The 16,611-nt window shown below is 46.8% G+C and carries 19 protein-coding genes and 1 tRNA gene; 10 read left to right on the forward strand and 10 right to left on the reverse strand.

The annotated features are described in order from the left end of the window. Positions 1 to 113: 113 nt before the first annotated feature. The 3 genes from HY200_08665 (at position 114) to HY200_08675 (ending at position 2,847) form a co-directional block, all read left to right on the forward strand. On the forward strand, positions 114 to 941 hold the full coding sequence (locus HY200_08665; GenBank protein MBI3595016.1) for a hypothetical protein: 828 nt from the start codon (positions 114 to 116) through the stop codon (positions 939 to 941). Between the two features lie 71 nt (positions 942 to 1,012). After that, a complete protein-coding gene (locus tag HY200_08670; GenBank protein ID MBI3595017.1) occupies positions 1,013 to 1,393 on the forward strand; it encodes a CBS domain-containing protein in 381 nt (126 codons plus the stop codon). A gap of 164 nt (positions 1,394 to 1,557) precedes the next feature. Next, complete coding sequence (locus tag HY200_08675; GenBank protein ID MBI3595018.1) at positions 1,558 to 2,847, forward strand: MFS transporter; 1,290 nt, start codon at positions 1,558 to 1,560, stop codon at positions 2,845 to 2,847. Between the two features lie 158 nt (positions 2,848 to 3,005). On the opposite strand, the gene HY200_08680 is transcribed toward HY200_08675, so the two are convergent. Together HY200_08680 and HY200_08685 are read right to left on the reverse strand one after the other, a co-directional pair. Further along, positions 3,006 to 3,437, reverse strand: coding sequence for a DUF1284 domain-containing protein (locus HY200_08680; GenBank protein MBI3595019.1), 432 nt, complete (start codon positions 3,435 to 3,437; stop codon positions 3,006 to 3,008). Positions 3,438 to 3,454: 17 nt separating this feature from the next. Beyond that, positions 3,455 to 4,285, reverse strand: coding sequence for an FAD-dependent thymidylate synthase (locus tag HY200_08685; GenBank protein MBI3595020.1), 831 nt, complete (start codon positions 4,283 to 4,285; stop codon positions 3,455 to 3,457). 587 nt (positions 4,286 to 4,872) lie between these two features. Here HY200_08685 and HY200_08690 point away from each other — a divergent pair. Continuing rightward, positions 4,873 to 5,559: an HAD family phosphatase gene (locus HY200_08690; protein ID MBI3595021.1), complete on the forward strand. Its 687-nt coding sequence runs from the start codon at positions 4,873 to 4,875 to the stop codon at positions 5,557 to 5,559. Then, the gene (locus tag HY200_08695; protein ID MBI3595022.1) at positions 5,549 to 6,361 is read left to right on the forward strand and encodes a squalene/phytoene synthase family protein; all 813 of its coding nucleotides are present in this window, start codon (positions 5,549 to 5,551) and stop codon (positions 6,359 to 6,361) included. Before HY200_08690 ends, HY200_08695 begins: the two co-directional genes overlap by 11 nt. Here the strand turns inward: HY200_08695 and HY200_08700 are convergent. The 3 genes from HY200_08700 to tldD form a co-directional block, all read right to left on the reverse strand. Further along, the gene (locus HY200_08700) at positions 6,358 to 7,362 is read right to left on the reverse strand and encodes a TIGR00730 family Rossman fold protein (GenBank protein MBI3595023.1); all 1,005 of its coding nucleotides are present in this window, start codon (positions 7,360 to 7,362) and stop codon (positions 6,358 to 6,360) included. The genes HY200_08695 and HY200_08700 overlap by 4 nt on opposite strands. 120 nt (positions 7,363 to 7,482) lie before the next feature. Further along, a complete protein-coding gene (locus HY200_08705; protein ID MBI3595024.1) occupies positions 7,483 to 8,826 on the reverse strand; it encodes a TldD/PmbA family protein in 1,344 nt (447 codons plus the stop codon). Then, on the reverse strand, positions 8,823 to 10,271 hold the full coding sequence (tldD, locus tag HY200_08710) for a metalloprotease TldD (protein ID MBI3595025.1): 1,449 nt from the start codon (positions 10,269 to 10,271) through the stop codon (positions 8,823 to 8,825). The genes HY200_08705 and tldD overlap by 4 nt, the downstream gene beginning before the upstream one ends. Positions 10,272 to 10,447: 176 nt before the next feature. Here tldD and HY200_08715 point away from each other — a divergent pair, with 176 nt between their 5' ends. Beyond that, on the forward strand, positions 10,448 to 11,443 hold the full coding sequence (locus tag HY200_08715) for a molybdopterin molybdotransferase MoeA (protein MBI3595026.1): 996 nt from the start codon (positions 10,448 to 10,450) through the stop codon (positions 11,441 to 11,443). Here HY200_08715 and HY200_08720 read toward each other — a convergent pair. Both HY200_08720 and HY200_08725 read right to left on the reverse strand, forming a co-directional pair. Further along, positions 11,414 to 12,181: an alpha/beta fold hydrolase gene (locus HY200_08720; GenBank protein ID MBI3595027.1), complete on the reverse strand. Its 768-nt coding sequence runs from the start codon at positions 12,179 to 12,181 to the stop codon at positions 11,414 to 11,416. The two genes, HY200_08715 and HY200_08720, sit on opposite strands and share 30 nt — an antisense overlap. 47 nt (positions 12,182 to 12,228) lie before the next feature. Next, positions 12,229 to 12,543 carry a (2Fe-2S) ferredoxin domain-containing protein gene (locus HY200_08725; protein MBI3595028.1) on the reverse strand — a complete coding sequence of 105 codons (315 nt, stop codon included), beginning with the start codon at positions 12,541 to 12,543 and terminating at the stop codon, positions 12,229 to 12,231. A 64-nt stretch (positions 12,544 to 12,607) separates the two neighbouring features. Here HY200_08725 and HY200_08730 point away from each other — a divergent pair, with 64 nt between their 5' ends. Beyond that, positions 12,608 to 13,207: a DUF2914 domain-containing protein gene (locus HY200_08730; GenBank protein ID MBI3595029.1), complete on the forward strand. Its 600-nt coding sequence runs from the start codon at positions 12,608 to 12,610 to the stop codon at positions 13,205 to 13,207. Between the two features lie 124 nt (positions 13,208 to 13,331). Here HY200_08730 and HY200_08735 read toward each other — a convergent pair whose 3' ends face one another. Together HY200_08735 and purT are read right to left on the reverse strand one after the other, a co-directional pair. After that, positions 13,332 to 13,532 (reverse strand): cold-shock protein, encoded by a 201-nt coding sequence (locus tag HY200_08735; protein ID MBI3595030.1) that lies wholly within the window; start codon positions 13,530 to 13,532, stop codon positions 13,332 to 13,334. A 211-nt stretch (positions 13,533 to 13,743) separates the two neighbouring features. Beyond that, positions 13,744 to 14,919, reverse strand: coding sequence for a formate-dependent phosphoribosylglycinamide formyltransferase (gene purT, locus HY200_08740; GenBank protein ID MBI3595031.1), 1,176 nt, complete (start codon positions 14,917 to 14,919; stop codon positions 13,744 to 13,746). 77 nt (positions 14,920 to 14,996) lie between these two features. Between purT and HY200_08745 the strand changes: the two genes are divergently transcribed. Beyond that, positions 14,997 to 15,069 (forward strand) — tRNA-Ala (locus tag HY200_08745). Positions 15,070 to 15,205: 136 nt separating this feature from the next. On the opposite strand, the gene tsaA is transcribed toward HY200_08745, so the two are convergent. After that, entirely contained in the window at positions 15,206 to 15,631 is a 426-nt protein-coding gene (gene tsaA / locus HY200_08750) for a tRNA (N6-threonylcarbamoyladenosine(37)-N6)-methyltransferase TrmO (GenBank protein ID MBI3595032.1), read from the reverse strand. 335 nt (positions 15,632 to 15,966) lie between these two features. Between tsaA and HY200_08755 the strand changes: the two genes are divergently transcribed. Together HY200_08755 and HY200_08760 are read left to right on the forward strand one after the other, a co-directional pair. After that, the gene (locus HY200_08755) at positions 15,967 to 16,161 is read left to right on the forward strand and encodes a hypothetical protein (GenBank protein ID MBI3595033.1); all 195 of its coding nucleotides are present in this window, start codon (positions 15,967 to 15,969) and stop codon (positions 16,159 to 16,161) included. A gap of 113 nt (positions 16,162 to 16,274) precedes the next feature. Beyond that, on the forward strand, positions 16,275 to 16,604 hold the full coding sequence (locus HY200_08760; GenBank protein ID MBI3595034.1) for a helix-turn-helix transcriptional regulator: 330 nt from the start codon (positions 16,275 to 16,277) through the stop codon (positions 16,602 to 16,604). The last annotated feature ends 7 nt before the right edge of the window (positions 16,605 to 16,611 follow it).

Raw genomic sequence — 16,611 nt, forward strand, 5'->3', positions numbered from 1 at the left:
GGGGGCCCAATGCGGCCCCCATTTTTTTATTATTAGTTGTTGATCCTTTTTGGAAATTAATGATATAACCTCGGACATTAATCTTTTCCCAACAGCAGACTTCTATCTCTTATATGGCAAAGCCCTTCCGGACCATCTCCTCTCTTATCTTTTTTCTTCTTCTTTCCGGACAATCTGCTCATGCGGCGGTTTCAGTCGGGGTCGGACCAGAATATTTTATATGGAAGGAATACGCATCCGATGGATCAAACCTCCTGACGGAGTCTGGACTTCGTGCCGCTTTTCGATTTAACTGGCTACAAGATAAAAATACAGGTCTGCTTTTTGGCTATGAAGGAAAGTTCTACCTGGGTTCCGTTTTTTATGAGGGTCAAACTCTTTCACCACCCGTTCAGCCCGTATCCACAACAACCCGATATACTGGAATTCAAAATGAGGCGATTTTTATTCTAAGACCAGCCCATGATAAATCCCTTACTCTGGATATCGAAACCAGGTTCGGCTGGGATCATTGGAAGAGGAATATTGATCCCCTGGGAGCTGATCAGATTGAAGAATACGATATCTTATTTTTGAAACTGGGGCCGTCTTTTCATATTCCAATCTCCTCCAAGAACGAGGTCTGGTTTTCGATTGGAGGTAAATTACCCGTATTTACGTATGAGAACGCCCATATTAACGACATCTGTTATAATGAGAGTCTCTTCAATTCCGCATTTTCGAATTGCGTTGACAAAAATCCTCCCTTGCATCCTGGTCAAGAAATCAGCCTCTATGCGATAGCAGGCATTCAAATCAGTTCTCAGGTGAATATTTCGGCCTATTTCGATTCATACCGATTTTCAAGATCAGCATTCGAAACCGAAACATCCCATCGCTTTTATCAACCGGAGTCGATCATGCAATTGATTGGTATCAGGGGTGACATCCGATTTCCTTAACAAGTTGACTCTTAAGTCAGGTTTAGCATAAAATAAAATCGAGAATCTTCTCCACAATTTGAGGTTATCAGATGCTCCCACTCTCTATTTTAATGACCAAAGAAGTCAAAAAGGTTCATAGCAAAACAACGCTATTCGAAACAGCTCAGCTCATGAAAAATTTAAGAATAGGATCGCTGTTGATCGAAGATGGCCATGAGTGCATCGGCATTGTCAGCGAGACGGATCTGGTTCGAAAAGGAATGGCTGAATCGGTCGATCCATTGAAAACACCGGTCGATTCCGTCATGAGTTCTCCCCTCATTTCCATGGATATCAAAAGATCCCCAAAAGAGGCAAACGATTTGATGAGCGAGCGGGGCGTTCGGCATCTGGCCATCACCGAACATGGAAAGATTGTGGGGATGCTGTCTGTTCGAGACCTGCTCATCTACTTCAAAAACGCTTTCTAACAGGTTTGTGAAAAGGCAAATCTGGTACGTTCTCGTTCCTCAAACTCGTCCACGTACCTGTATCGTACGCCTCCTCGTCTTCGGAACTGCGGTCTTCCATATGTAGCCTTTTGACAAACCTGAAATTCTTTCCTGAACATTATAGCTACTCTCAACCGTTCTAAATGAAACAAAACAAGGTCAATGAGAAATGGTGGAAGGGGGTCAGCCGGTACCAGTGGCTTATCCTTACTGTCGCCTGGCTCGGATGGGTCTTTGATTCGATGGACTCGACTCTTTATGCCATGGTCCTTCAGCCTGCTCTTCATGACCTCCTGCCCGCAAGATCTTCACCGGAAGAAATCGATTGGTACGGTGGAATCATATTTTCTCTCTTCTTGCTCGGGTGGGCAACAGGAGGGGTTTTTTTTGGAGTCGTCGCGGATTATTTCGGAAGGACCCGTACGCTGATTGTGACGATTCTGATCTATTCTCTTTTCACCGGTATGGCTGCCCTCTCCCACACCTGGTGGGAATTGATGATCTATCGTTTTCTGACCGCACTCGGAATCGGGGGGGAATGGGCGGCCGGGGCAGCTCTCGTCGCAGAAACCTGGCCGGAAGAAAAAAGGGCCAAGGCAGCTGGAATACTGCAGTCGGCCTGGGCAGCCGGCTTTTTTATGGCCGCGCTGGCGAATCTCACGATGAGCCGGTTTGGCTGGAGAAGCCTCTTTTTGATTGGAATTCTCCCTGCGCTGGTGACTCTCGTGATTCGCTTCCGGGTTAAGGAACCGGACCGGTGGATTGCTGTTAACGAGAAGCGAATAAGGAGCGCGGAAATAGAGTTGCAGTTTTTTTCATTCTTCCGTCTTTTTGAGGCCTCTCTTCTAAAAAAAACGGTCATTGGATCCATTCTCGCTTTTGTGGCGGTATTCGGACTTTGGGGAGCCACCAACTGGACCCCAACGCTCGTTCGACAGCTTCTGGCTTCGAAGCACCTCGACCCCGCTTCTGTAAACCAGTATGTCAGCTATGCGGTCATGAGCCTCAACGCCGGCGCTCTCATCGGGTATCTTGCCTTTGGCCCTCTGGCAGACCGTATCGGCCGGAAAGGGGCCTTTCTGCTCATGTGTATAGGGAGCCTGGTCATGCTCCCCACCACCTTCTTTTCTCCCAAAGAGTATATGACCCTGTTATGGCTGCTTCCACTCCTTGGATTTTTCAATAACGGAATCTTTAGTGGTTTCCCGATATACCTCCCAGAACTTTATCCTACGTCTATCCGGGCCACGGGGGTGGGATTCTGTTTCAATATCGGAAGGATTTTCGCTTCGGGCGCTCCGTTTATCAAAGGCTATCTCGGAACGCTTTTTGGACCTGGTAAAGCAGCAAGTCTGATCGGGCTCGTCTATTTGATGGGGATTGTTACTCTTTATTGGGCGGAGGAGACACGCGGGAAACCTCTCCCCGATTAGAGTAGTAACTTAATCTTGAGAAATGGTCAGATGTCCCTTGCCGGGGACTTCAGGTAATTCTATTTCAATGGGAGAGTCGCAGGCCGCAGGAGTGAGACAAACGGAGCGTACAGAATCAGTACGTGAGTATTGCCGAACAACGAGAACGCTGCAGGTAATCATTTATCAAGATTGAGGAGACCTTCTTTGCAGTAGCCAAGCGGGAGCCACGGACACGCTCCGCACAGTTCGTCCAACATGGCAGGCTTCATTTTCTCACCAATCTTTTGAACGATGGTTTCCCAGGATAGGGTCTCTTCGCTTTGAATCCCTAATTTCTGCATCACCTCCCGATCCTGTGAAACCATTTTCGCTTCCGTCCCGTCACCGTGAAGTCTGCACCCCTGCTCTTCAGAAAGGTTGGGACAGGAATGACAAAAAGTATCCGGTTTGGTGATTACTTTGACAAGGAGAGCCGGCTGGTTATTCAGCCTCTGATGGATAGCGCTCATATGGGCGGTAAACATCGGGTCATATCCTTCTCCCCGGAAGCCCTGAAGGCAGAGAAGTGTATGTCCCCGAATTGGAATGGGAAGAATAGGATTTCTCATTTGGGAACGGAAATTCATCATTCCATAGGTGAATTGAGTTTGGAGTTGAATTCATCGAGAGCCCTCCCCTTGAGCGGATTCTCTTTGCCCGCCAGGAGTTCGCGAAGAGCGGTCACCTCGGATTTTGAAAAGCGGACGCCATGAAGGAGATGTTCTTCAAATGCCTCATAGGCCATCGGCGCAACCGCTTTGGCCATCCCGGCCATCACTTCTCCGTAGACCCGAATCTCCTTCTGAGCGTGGTGGTCAATTCGCAGTCTCAAAAAATGAAAAAGATTATGGAGATCAATCTGCCAGTACCATTCTGTATAGAGGCTCAACGGAAGATTGATCCTGGCCAGCTCTCTGGCGATTTCGTCTTCGATCATCTCTTCGTAATTCGCATAAACCGCGACCTGGTCTTTGATCAATAATTCAATCACCCTTCCCTGCAAATCAGGCGGAACCTCCGCCCCTCTCCCCTGTTTGTTGGTTGTACTCTGGAATCGAATGTCCTCTTTTTCGGGAAGGTAGAATTCATCTTTCATGACACTGTAACGACCGGAAATTTCATTTAAGCGCGCCGTTCGGTGGCGAATCCACTGGCGGGCGACAAAAATTGGCATTTTCGCGTGAAAAGTCAAAATCACCTGTTCAAAAGGGGAAGTATGAAGGTTTTTCATCAGGTAATTAATCAGTCCTTTGTCCTCACGAACCGTCTTCGTCCCTCCTCCATACGAAACCCGTGCCGACTGGACGATGCGCTCATCTCCTCCCAGGTAATCGACGAGCCGGACAAAACCTTTGTTTAAAACCGGGTATTCTTTATCTAAAACGGCTTCAGCCGTAGGTACTATAATATGTGCCATGATGTCTCAACAATCCAATTTAGATCAAGTGTAATTTATAGCATAGTTCGAAAAGACTTAACAACCTCCTGAGATCTACTTTCAACAGGGTCTGATGCATTGGGTTCTCGAGTCGATCTGAAGTCGGCAACCGTTTTGCGGCTTCCCTGAACGGTTTGAATTGCATGGTGCCGCTCATGCAACGCGTCACCTCTAACTATATCGGCATATGATTGCAAGTTTCCCGCGCGGATCTCCCTGTTCACCCAATGCCATCAGCCCCTTTTCCAACAAGCCGGTTATCCAGTAGAAGGTGCGGCGTTTTATTCAAGCAGGAGAGATAGGGTGAAACGGGCCTCTTTTGGCCGCCGCAACTATGGATTCAATGTCTCGGCGCGACAAAAGCGGAGGGCGGCGAGCACCGTAAGCGCAGCCGCGCGTTCCGTTAAACCCTGTCTTTCTTGCTGGAACGAGTCGGACTAATGATTGTCGTCGGCTTCAGATCGACTCGAGAACGCTTTTACCTTCGGGCCTAATTTTCCCCGTGCGTGACACGTCAACACTTTGGCGCTTGACACGACCGCCGACTCTTCGTTAAGGTAGGCCCCATGCTGAAAGCTATCATCTTTGACTTTAACGGAATTATCGCCGACGACGAGCCGATTCATTTTGAGCTGTTTGCCAGGGTGATGTCAGAAGAAGGGATCACCATACCCCGAGAGGAATACAATCGACTTTACCTCCACTTGAACGACCGGGACGCCTTTCAAACAGCCCTCGCCATGAATCGCCGGCCGGTACTGCCTGGTCACATTTCAAAACTGATTCAGAAGAAAAGTAATTATTACAACAGACTCATTTCTAATCGCGATATCCTTTTCCCGGATGCAGCCGATTTTATCAAGTCGACCGCTGCTCACTATCCTCTCGCCATTGCGTCGGGCGCACTCAACGAAGAAATCGCATTTATTCTCGGAAGAGGCAGCTTAATGGAGCATTTTCCCATCATTATCGGAGCCGAAAAGGCGGTACAGGGCAAGCCCCATCCGGAATGTTACCTGAAAGCTCTCAGCGGCCTGAATGACTTCCTTCGAAAAATCCCCCCGATGAAGGCTTCGGAAGTGCTCGTCATCGAAGATTCGGTCGGAGGAATCGAAGGGGCCCATCGTGCAGGAATGGTCTGTCTGGCCATCACCAACAGTTATCCCAGACAGGAACTGCTGAAAGCCGATTACATTTTCGATTCCCTGAGCGAAATCGATCTTAAACAGGTTCAAAAAGGCTTTGAAAAGTAATTTTTATTACGCTTTTTTTTTCCTGCCATCACCGGAAAAAGAAGCCCTGATACAGTTTTACGCCTATTGCAGAGATTTAGACGATCAGATCGATCTGAGTGGGACTGTCGCGCGATCCGGACTCCAGACCGACAAGATCCAGGAATGGAGAGTAGAGCTTTCCCGGACTTTTTCGGGCGGCCCGACTTCTCCGATTACCCAAAAACTCTATCCAGCCATTAACCTTTTTCACCTTTCCAAACGCCATTTCGAAGAAATTATAAACGGAATGGAAATGGACATCCTCTGTGGGTCCTATCCCACCTTTGAAGAACTCAAGCTTTACTGTTACCGGGTCGCATCCGCCGTCGGACTGATTTGTATGGAGATCTTTGGAGACCGGTCAGACGAAGCTCGCGAATCGGCCATCCATCTCGGGATTGCTTTTCAACTCACCAATATCTTAAGAGATTTATTCAGTGATCTAGAGAAGGACAGAATTTATATTCCCGGCGAAGATTTCAGAAGGTTCGACTATAGCGAAGATGATCTGAAAAAGAAAACCATCAATGTGGAATTTGCAAAACTGATCCAGTTTGAAATAGACCGGGCTAAAATGTATTATGAAAAGGCGGAATCAGGAATCCAGCGATGTCACAATAAGGGGATACGTGTCATTGTCGTGATGATGAATACCTATTATCGCCTTCTACTCGAGATAGAGAGAAATATCTGGAATCTTGACCGGAAGAAAGTCTCCCTCTCCACCTTGACAAAGGTATCGATCGCTGGAAGGGTCTGGTGGAAGAACTATTTCAGTTAATATCGGTTCAGCGTATCGACTAATTGCCTCAAGCGGCCGAAATGTCTCCGGTTAAACTTGAAAACGATCCGGTCGAGCTCGTTTAATCCCGGTGAGTTAATCTCTTCCTCTGGAAAAGCGGAAGTTCTCTCTATGTTACCTTCCACGATGATATCTTTAAATTCCTTATTGAGATGGCCCAAAAGGGATTTCTGCACGGAATGATTCACCCTGATCACCAGTTGCTCACGAATATATTGCAGGGAATGATAATTCTTGTAGAAAGAGGTGATCTCCTTTACGGCATCGTCGACCCCCGTTACGATCTTGAAAAGATGAAGATCGTCTTGTGAAATCAGCCCTCTGTCCAGAAGACAGTTTTCAAGAAATTCCTTCCATTTTGTCCAATAAGGCCGATTCGGATTTTCGACCAGAACGACAGGCAATGGATCCCGTTTTCCGGTTTGCAGAAGGGTCAGGGTTTCAAATCCTTCGTCGTGGGTGCCAAACCCCCCGGGAAAGAGGATCACACCATCGGTTTCTTTAATAAAAATGAGTTTCCGCGTAAAGAAATATTTAAAAGTAACCAGTTTGGGGTCTTTTTCAATAAAAAGATTGGCCGACTGTTCAAAAGGGAGCATGATATTGACGCCAAAACCCTTTTCTGCGCCTGCACCACCCTGCGCGGCTTTCATAATGCCGTCTCCCGCACCGGTAATCACCATGAAATCATTCTTGGCAAGTGCTTCGCCAATTTTAAACGCCATCTTATAATCCGGGTCTTCTTCTCCGGTCCGGGCGGAGCCAAATATGCTGACTTTCCGGTTTTTCCGGTACGGTGCAAAGATCTTGAAGGCATATCTCAATTCCCGCAGCGTCGTGGCAAGGATCTTCATGTCAAGCCTGTCCGCATCCATTTCAACTAGTTTGGTGAGTGTGATCACCATCTGCTGGACCATATCCGTATTGGGAAAGGAGTCGTTGACTTTGACCAGAGACTGGACCAGTTCTTCTAAACTCATAGCTGACTTCCTTTTTATTTCTGAACTTGAATTCATGAACATACCTCCAGATTTAAGTATGCCCGACAAGTTCGAAATCGTCAATTTTAGGCAAAATTGGAGAGACGTTCCCGGTTGGAACTAGTTTCCTGCGATTGTCATTTTGGAAATCTTGAGGGTCGGAGCAACAATTGAACCATTAAAATCCAGATCATTTCCAATCATTTCAATATTCAATAACATCTCCTTCAAATTGCCTGCGATGGTAATCTCTTCAACCGGATAGGTGAGTTCTCCGTTTTCGATCCATAGGCCCGCAGCCCCTCTCGAAAAATCGCCTGTGGCCAGATTCACGCCAAAGCCGATCATTTCCGTAACATAAAGTCCTGATTTGACTGAAGCGATAATCTCTTTCGGTGACGCTTTTCCTGCTTTAAGATAAAAATTCGAAGGGGCAACGGAAGGTGCATCTCCCACAGAGCGCGACGCATTTCCCGTCGATTTCATTTTGAGTTTTTTAGCGGTATACGTATCCAGAAGGTAGCTCTTTAATTTACCCTTTTCGACTACGATATGAGGCCGAACCGGCATCCCCTCTCCGTCGAACGGTTTAGACCCTAATGCACCCGGAATAGTGCCGTCATCCACTACGGTCACTTCCGAAGAGGCCACTCTTGATTCCAGTCTGTCGACCAGAAAAGAAGCCCCTCTGTAAATAGCGCTTCCGGCAACTGCAGAAAAGAGATTTCCCATTAAGCTTCCCGCCATTTCAGGATCGAAAACAACCGGGACTTCACAGGTCTTGACCTTTTTGGCACCCAATCTTCGAAGGGCCCGCCCGGCGGCAATTTTTCCGACGACAGATGGCTTTTGGAGAAGGTGGAACTGTCTGTTTGTCGAATACCAGTAATCTCTCTGCATCTCTCCGTTTTTTCCTGCAATGGGAGAGACCGAAAGGGAAGAACCCGCGGAAGGAAAATCTCCGTGAAATCCATGGGAATTAAAATACCAGACGTGGCTTCGATGGTGGCTGAATTCTCCCCCTTCCGAATTGGTAATTTTCGGATCAAATGAGAGGGCCGATGCTTCTACCTCCCGGGCAAGCGCTATTTTCTGTTCCACCGGAAGATTCTCGCTCTCCAGATCATCCAGGCGGAGATCAGGAATTTCCTTGATCAGGTCATGGGGTTCCGGTAACCCGCAGAACGGATCCTCCTCTGTGGCCTGCGTCATTTCACAGGTATCCTTCAAGAGTGCTTCCAGAGATTGCGGAGTGAGATCGGAGGTCGCCGAAATGGAGGTCTTGTTTCCGAAGAACAGCCGCAATCCGAGTTTCTTTCCGGAGGCTTGACTCAGTTTATCTATTTTCCCCATCCGTACTTGTGCTGAAAAGGAAGCACTTTCAACCATGACGATATCGCCGCCCGTTGCTCCTTTTTTCTTCGCCTTCTTCAATAGCTCATTTCCGATTTCAGGATCAATCATATCGCCGATCCTCCCACGGTCAAGCCGTTGATTTTAATCGTTGGAAGGCCGACTCCTACCGGAACCGATTGTCCGTCCTTGCCGCAAGTTCCGATTCCGGAGTCAAGCTCCAGGTCGTCTCCCACCATCGAAACGCGGGTCAGAACATCCGGTCCGTTTCCAATGAGCGTGGCGCCTTTCACCGGTCGGGTAACCTTTCCGTCTTCGATGAGATAAGCCTCACTCGCTGAAAACACAAACTTCCCGTTCGTGATGTCGACTTGCCCACCGCCAAACGAGACGGCGTAGAGCCCGCGTTTCACGCTTGAAATAATCTCTTCCTTTTTCTCCTTCCCGGGGAGCATATAAGTATTGGTCATCCGGGGAAGGGGAATGTCGGCATAGCTTTCCCTCCGGCCGTTTCCAGTCGGTGCCATGTTCATCAGCCTGGCATTGAGTTTATCCTGCAAATACCTTTTCAAGACCCCGTTTTCAATTAAAACCGTCCGCTGGGTTTCGGTCCCTTCGTCGTCGATGTTCAACGACCCTCTCCTGCCCGGAATGGTTCCGTCATCGACAATGGTACAGTGTGAAGACGCCACTTTTTGACCGATTTTGTCAGAGAACGCCGAAGTTTTCTTCCGGTTAAAATCACCTTCCAGGCCATGTCCAATCGCTTCATGAAGCAGAATACCGGGCCATCCAGGCGCTAAAACGACATCCATGGTCCCTGCCGGGGCCGAAACTGCAGAAAGATTCAGGATAGCCTGGCGCGCCGCTTCCTTCGCATAATGCTCATACCGGTGTTCATTGATGAAATAAGAGAACTCATTTCTTCCACCGCCTCCAAATGTTCCTACTTGGCGTTCAGTTCCCTCTTCGGCAATGCAGGTAATATTAAGCCGGGAAAGAGGCTGAACATCTCCGACCGAAATTCCTTCGGACGTGACCACATAAATGATCTTATGTTCGCTGGAAAAGGAGACCATGACCTTTTTGATCCTGGGGTCATAATTTCTGGCGATCTGATCCATTTTCTGCATCATTTCAATCTTGTTTTTAAAAGGAATCTCGCTGATCGGCGTCTGAATTGCATAAAGGTTCTTCTTAAGAGGGGTCCTCCCCGGCAGTCCCGTTTTTTGTACCAACGCCCCGGACGAGGTAATATACTTTGCGGTATTTGCCGCGATTTCAATGTTCTTAATTGAAATTTCATCCGAATAGGCAAATCCGGTTTTTTCCTCCGAAGTTGCTCGAACTCCTACCCCTTGACTAATGTTTTTATTGGCTTTTTTTATAATGCCTTCTTCAAGTGAAATGGAATCATTGGTCCGATATTCGAAATATAGGTCCATATAGTCAATCTTGTTTCCAAGCGCTTTGCTCATGGTTTTCTCAAGCTGACCGGACTCGATACCAAATTTTTTAACAAAAAAGTGGTCCGGATTAATTAAATCTTTTGGCATAATCTCCTTTGATTAGATGGAAAGTTCCACGAATATGATTTTTAATCGTAACTGCATTAGTGTATAATCGTCAAGAAAATAACTTTTTCCCGATTATTTAAGCAATATCTTATTTTGATCCATCTTTATTCCCTTTTCACCAATGGGACACTTATAAATAATGAAGGAGTTGTACAATGAATGCACAGTCTGATGATCCTATTCAAGCTGCTTTGTCGAGATTCCTGCCTGAATTTCCTGAAGGGAATTTAAAGAAGGAGCTTCTCCCACTTTCCAGACTGCTCCATCGCGTGCTGGCAAAAGAAATCAAATCTCCGATCGATTCTCCTCCCTATTCCCGATCCATTATTGAAGGTTATCTGATACAGACGAAAGAGACTGAAAATGCGACCACTGATAATCCTGTCGGGTTCATTTCCAAGGGAGAAATTCCGCTTGGCACCGCAAAAATAAAATCGGTCCCGGCCGGTTCCGGAATGGCCGTCACAACAGGGAGTTTCATTCCTCCGGGAGATTATGCAGTGATCCGTTCTTTTGACTATGAACCGAGAAATGGAAAATTCTTTATAAAAAGAGCCTTCAAACGGGGAGAAAATATTGAAGCTCAGGGGTGCGATTTAAAGAAGGGAGCGACTCTTTTGCCAAAAGGAAAAAGCCTGACCCCGTCGGATATTGGCCTACTGGCTTCGGTTGGGATTCTTAAAGCACAGGTTTTGCAAAAACCTCGTGTGGCAATCTTTTCTTCCGGAAACGAAGTTATCCCTCCTTCTCATAAGTTCAAGCCCGGAATGATCTGGGACTGCAATTCTTTCGCGCTTGCCGCCGCAGTGGAGGAGTTTGGGGGAATTCCGGTATTAAAGGGAATCATTAAAGATGATTTCAATTTCTTTAAGAAGGAGTTGAAAAAAGTGCTGAAAACTACTGATATGATTCTAATTTCAGGAGGTACTGCTGTGGGAGGAAAAGACTTTGTCGCGGACCTGATCAATTCTCTAGGAAAGCCGGGGACTTTGATTAATGGTGTTCCGATGCGCTCCGGAAAGCCGATGGTTAACGGCGTCGTCGGAAAAACACCGATTGTCTGTGTGGCTGGACACCCGCCGGAGGCCATGAGGGGATTTCTCTTTTTCGGAAAGGCCGCCTTAGAGAGACTGTTGGGGAAAAATTCCTGATAAAAAGAGGTCTATTTCGCTCCATACCCGATCCAAAAGAGGGTTTTCAAGCGTCGTCATCACATGAGGCACTTTCAAACTTTTCTCATAACTGATCAATTTCTTGAGATGAGACCCGACTCGTTCATAAATGGCTCGCCCGCTCCTCGGATGGACCCGAACGTCATTTTCTGATTGCAGGATAAGTATAGGCTGGCAAATCTCCTTTAATCCGGCATCAACAACTTTGGCCAGCGCAATCATTTCTTCCAGTGCATGCAAGGAGTGTTTTGGAGAATAATAAGGTTGAATTGCGGCCGGAAGAGAACGACCCAGAAATTTCTTAAAGTGCTTTAAAAGAGATATCAGTACGCGATTGCTTGAATTTAAGTGAAGAGGGGCGGCCAATGAGATGACGCCGGCACCGTATTTCTTTTCAGCAAGGCAGAGCGCGATTAATCCACCCAGAGATTCTCCTGTCAGAATGACATGATCCGAGAAGTGGCTGACGAGGTGAATTCCTTCGACCGCCGATTCGACCCAGTTCTGATATTTCTTTTCCGCCAAATCTTCCAATGTGGTCCCGTGTCCTGCTAACCGGACTCCGTAAACCGTGGCTCCTTTTTCAAATGCCCTTTTTCCAATTTCAAGAACTTCCCAGGGCGAAGCGGCAAGGCCATGTATCAGTAAAAGCGCAATCCGGCTCTTTTCGGGATGAGAAAAAAGAAAAGGAGCGGTATTGAGACCGGCTCCCGGCAATTGAAGATATTGATCCAGCGTATTTTGAAAGAGAAGTTTTCCCTTGGCTATTCTTTGATCACCAGACGTTGGACCACCTCCCCGTTCTCTAAATGTCTCTCCACAATTTCGAGCACATCTTCTTTTGTTTGAATGGTATACCAGATCCCTTCGGGATATATCACGACTACGGGCCCTTTTGCGCAGAGGTCAAGGCAACCTGCCTTATTAGCTCTGACTACTTTTTTGAGTCCCCGTTCGTGAACCTCTTTCTTAAAAAGTTCCTGGAGCTCCTTTGCTCCCCTGGCCGAACAGGAACCTCTTGGATCATTCTCAGCCCGTTCATTGATACAGCTAAAAATATGGTAGCGATATTGAGGCATTTTCATTCCAAAATAGACGGCTAAACTATATCAGATACGCCCGTAGCTGGCAATGAGGAAGGACTTGACAGAGCGCAAATTTGAGCTACCCTTAATTGAAAAGGAGCATGCCATGTTGGAAAAAATATTAGCGATGGGAATAGCCCTCGTGAGCCTGACAATTGGAGTTCAGTTATCAATTATTTCAAATGCTTATGGAGAAGATGGCCTTGAGAAAAATGTCGTTTCTGAGGTAAAAGTTTTGGAAGGCTACATCTCCTCGGATTCGTATCGACCTGAGCCGTCAAGCCAAAAAGAAAATCTCCCGGTACTGTTTAATGACGCAGGAAAGGTGTATGCCATCGCAAAGACCACAAGGCCCGCAGGGGAAACCTATCTTAAACATCTCTGGTTTCTGAGGGACCGGATCATCCTAGACGCGAAAGTTCCTCTCAAAGAGGATCAGATCAAATCGGTTAGTGGCCTCATTCTCAAACCCAATTGGACCGGGAAATGGCGTGTCGATATTACCGCTCAGGATGGAACGCTTCTTTATTCCATCCCTTTTGTGATACAAAAAAAACCCGAGACACAGCAGATATCCGGAGGAGCTCCGTTCTCTATGTCGAATGGCGGAACTCCGTTTTCCCATATTTCGATGACCAATCCTCCTACAACACCTTAAAACTCAGTCAGGCCTTTGCCGTATCTTCCGGCTGTTTCACAAAAATAAAAAAGCCGTTGTTTTTTGAGAACAACGGCTTTTATTTGTGTCATCTATAATAAAATTTAATCAACTTTAAATAAGATTATATCTTCACAACAGAAGATGCCTGGGGTCCTTTTGCTCCATTCGTCACTTCAAATTCAACCGCTTCTCCCTCATTCAATGTCTTGTATCCATCTCCTTTAATTGCCGAGAAATGAACAAAAACATCTTCTCCGTTTTCCTGAGAAAGGAAACCATAACCTTTGCTGGCGTTAAACCACTTCACTGTTCCTTTTGCCATTTGTAACTCACCTCCTTTAATTTGAAAATTTTTCCTAAAATCCGATCGTTCCTGATTTGAGAAAAAAAAAGACCACAGAGAAACATCCTCCGGGGTCTTATTTTAACCTATAATAAATTTCCTGAAATTCAAAAAAATCACTTAAAATCGTACCAATCAGACATTAACTGTCACTAACATACTGCAACGCGATCTTCAATGTCAAGTATTATTACACTCCGAAATGAATCTTGACCATCGACGCTTTCTCTTTGGCCATTTTTGCCGCTTTCATCGGATCGGAGTCGGAGACTAGTATGACGCCCATTCTCCGGTTCTTCTTGCAATCCGGCTTTCCAAAGAGCCGAATCTGTGTATTCTTCCCTTTCATCGCCTCGTCAATTTCAAATTGTGGAGCCACGCCCGCTTCATCCGCCAGAATAACCGCGGATCCGCCCGGCGTTCTTAATTGAGGTTCAAATACAGGAAATCCAAGAATCGCCCGGACATGAAGGGCAAATTCGGAGAGATCCTGGGTCACCAGCGTAACGAGACCCGTGTCGTGCGGCCTGGGTGAAACTTCGGAAAAATAGACCTGACCGCCCTGAACAAAGAGTTCGACGCCGAAAATACCGCGCCCTCCGAGATGATCTGTGATCACCTTCGCAATTTCCCGGCATTTCGTCAATAGAGTCGGAGACATGGGGTGCGGTTGCCAGGATTGGCGGTAGTCCCCGTCTATCTGGATATGTCCGATGGGGGAACAAAACACTGTTCCATTGACTCCCCGCACGGTGAGAAGGGTAATCTCGTAATCAAAAGGAATGAAAGATTCCAGGATCACTTTTTTGTTTTTGGCCCTTGCACCGGCCATGGCATACTCCCATGCGCTATGGAGTTCGTTCCGGTTCTTGATCACCGATTGACCCTTGCCGGATGAAGACATGACCGGCTTCATAACACAGGGGTACCCAATCGTATCGGCCGCAGACACCAATTCTTTTTCTTCATCGATAAATGTGAACCGGCTAGTCGGAAGTTTCAATTCTTCCGCAGCTAATTTTCTTATTCCCTCCCGATCCATCGTCAACCGGGCTGCCCTGGCCGTGGGAATTATTGTAAACGCCGTCTCGATTTCCAGAAGGTAATCTGTCGCAATCGCTTCGATTTCCGGAACGACAAAATCCGGATTCTCAAGTTCGATAACTTTCGAAAGTTCATTCCGGTTTAACATGTCGATCACGTGAGAACGATGGGCAATCTGCATGGCGGGCGCATTGGCATAACGATCCACCGCAATCACCTCAACCCCGAATCTCTGCGCCTCTATGGCTATCTCTTTTCCCAATTCGCCCGCGCCCAGCAGCAGGAGGCGTTTAGCATTGCCTGAAAATGGCGTTCCAATCATATGAATGTCCTGAATTTTAAAATCGAATTGACATTAAATGGGGTGAATGGTACCATAAAAAAATCTTGAATCCAAGCGGGGCTGTAGCGCAGTTGGGAGCGCGTCAGACTGGCAGTCTGAAGGTCAGGGGTTCGATCCCCCTCAGCTCCATTCCATTTTTTCGTAAGCTAAATCAATTCTTTATAAAGTTTCTCTTATCTATCACTTAAAATTAATTCAACAAGCCCTGTTGCATTTCCGTCGGTCTGAATCGATTCTCTTATGCCCATTCATTCCCGCATGTGTTTCAGACGCCTGCTGTGGCCATGGGCCGGCAATCAAAATGCAATAAATATGGTTTGATATCGAGCAGCGGGGTACCGTCAAGAAGGTCGACCCCTTCCACAAAGAGCTTGTTCTTTTCACGTCTCACCAGGCCTACCGTCAAGATTCCGATCGCGTTGGGCCGATGGGGCGAACGGCTTGCAAAAACACCTCTCTCCTTCTCCTGGGTGGGTGGAATAACTCTAAGTGGCTTTTCCCTGCTTTCATGAAAGGCAAATATTAAAATAAGGTGTGAGAAAGATTCGATTTGAAGGAGGCCTTCTACGTACTCAGGGAGAATTTCTACGATGCCCTCTGCTGAAGGTGCGACCCCAAAAGTTTTGGGAATCGATGCGGAGCTTTTAAATGACGTGCGAATGAATCCGATCGGTTTGAAATTAAATTCCATCTGCCAATCTTGATTGAATCGACACTTCTTGTCAAGGTTTTCATAATCAGCTTCTTGATCGAAGTAAAAGACATGAATATTTGGTCTTATCGCCCATAATCCCGGGAACAGTTTTGCAAGAGTGGCATTGACCTTACTTAAGTAGATACTTGATATTAAAATTCGTCATGGCTTATACTGAAGGTATGACTAAACTAATAAATTACCGTTTTAATACGGGAGAAATCCATGCAAAGGGTCTATTTTGAAGCGGGAATTTCTTTGGATGGCTTCGTGGCAGGTCCTGATGGTGGACCGAAGAATCCATTGGGAAATGACGGAATGAAAATCCATGAATGGCTGTTCAAACAGAAGAGTTTCCTGAAACTCACAGGCTCCCGGGTGGCGAAGCCGGGGGAATTGACAATCGGATGGTCCAGGCGATGATGAACCGGGTCGGTTCGAATATCATGGGAAAGAGAATGTTTGAAGAAGGCGAACCCCATTGGCCATTCGCGACTAGTCATTCAAATTACCGGGTTATCAGGTAGATTCCATTTATTCAATCTAACTATCGAGAGAAAGGCCATCATGAATCAACAAACAGTCGCCCAAAACACATTCGTTATCGAACGCCATCATCCTGTGAAGCCGGAAGGAAGCCATGCTGAATTATCCAAATAAGGTGTATCGCGTATTTCACGCCCTCGGTGACCCAACCCGTCGGGCGATTGTTGAGAAACTCAGTGAAGGTCCCCTACCCGCATCTCAATTGGCAAAGCCTCTCTCTATTACACTGGCCGCAGTTGTTCAGCATTTGCAGATACTTGAGAAAGGCGGGCTTATCCGGACTGAAAAGATTGGAAGGGTTCGGCATTGCCGAATGGAACCCAGCGGATTCAAGATTGTTGAACAATGGATCAAGGAAAGGCGTCTGATCTGGGAAAAACGACTCGATCGGCTCGGAGCTTTTCTTGCAGAATCCAACGAGTAAGAGGTAA

Source organism: Nitrospirota bacterium (assembly GCA_016194305.1).
Classification (GTDB): Bacteria; Nitrospirota; Nitrospiria; order JACQBW01; family JACQBW01; genus JACQBW01.

Bases quoted from the DNA above. Each gene is read 5' to 3' on its own strand.
- HY200_08665 (MBI3595016.1), top strand. From the start codon at position 114: ATGGCAAAGCCCTTCCGGACCATCTCCTCTCTTATCTTTTTTCTTCTT.
- HY200_08670 (MBI3595017.1), top strand. From the start codon at position 1,013: ATGCTCCCACTCTCTATTTTAATGACCAAAGAAGTCAAAAAGGTTCAT.
- HY200_08675 (MBI3595018.1), top strand. From the start codon at position 1,558: ATGAAACAAAACAAGGTCAATGAGAAATGGTGGAAGGGGGTCAGCCGG.
- HY200_08680 (MBI3595019.1), bottom strand. From the start codon at position 3,437: ATGAGAAATCCTATTCTTCCCATTCCAATTCGGGGACATACACTTCTC.
- HY200_08685 (MBI3595020.1), bottom strand. From the start codon at position 4,285: ATGGCACATATTATAGTACCTACGGCTGAAGCCGTTTTAGATAAAGAA.
- HY200_08690 (MBI3595021.1), top strand. From the start codon at position 4,873: ATGCTGAAAGCTATCATCTTTGACTTTAACGGAATTATCGCCGACGAC.
- HY200_08700 (MBI3595023.1), bottom strand. From the start codon at position 7,362: ATGAGTTTAGAAGAACTGGTCCAGTCTCTGGTCAAAGTCAACGACTCC.
- HY200_08705 (MBI3595024.1), bottom strand. From the start codon at position 8,826: ATGATTGATCCTGAAATCGGAAATGAGCTATTGAAGAAGGCGAAGAAA.
- tldD (MBI3595025.1), bottom strand. From the start codon at position 10,271: ATGCCAAAAGATTTAATTAATCCGGACCACTTTTTTGTTAAAAAATTT.
- HY200_08715 (MBI3595026.1), top strand. From the start codon at position 10,448: ATGAATGCACAGTCTGATGATCCTATTCAAGCTGCTTTGTCGAGATTC.
- HY200_08725 (MBI3595028.1), bottom strand. From the start codon at position 12,543: ATGCCTCAATATCGCTACCATATTTTTAGCTGTATCAATGAACGGGCT.
- HY200_08735 (MBI3595030.1), bottom strand. From the start codon at position 13,532: ATGGCAAAAGGAACAGTGAAGTGGTTTAACGCCAGCAAAGGTTATGGT.
- purT (MBI3595031.1), bottom strand. From the start codon at position 14,919: ATGATTGGAACGCCATTTTCAGGCAATGCTAAACGCCTCCTGCTGCTG.
- tsaA (MBI3595032.1), bottom strand. From the start codon at position 15,631: ATGGAATTTAATTTCAAACCGATCGGATTCATTCGCACGTCATTTAAA.
- HY200_08755 (MBI3595033.1), top strand. From the start codon at position 15,967: ATGGCTGTTCAAACAGAAGAGTTTCCTGAAACTCACAGGCTCCCGGGT.
- HY200_08760 (MBI3595034.1), top strand. From the start codon at position 16,275: ATGCTGAATTATCCAAATAAGGTGTATCGCGTATTTCACGCCCTCGGT.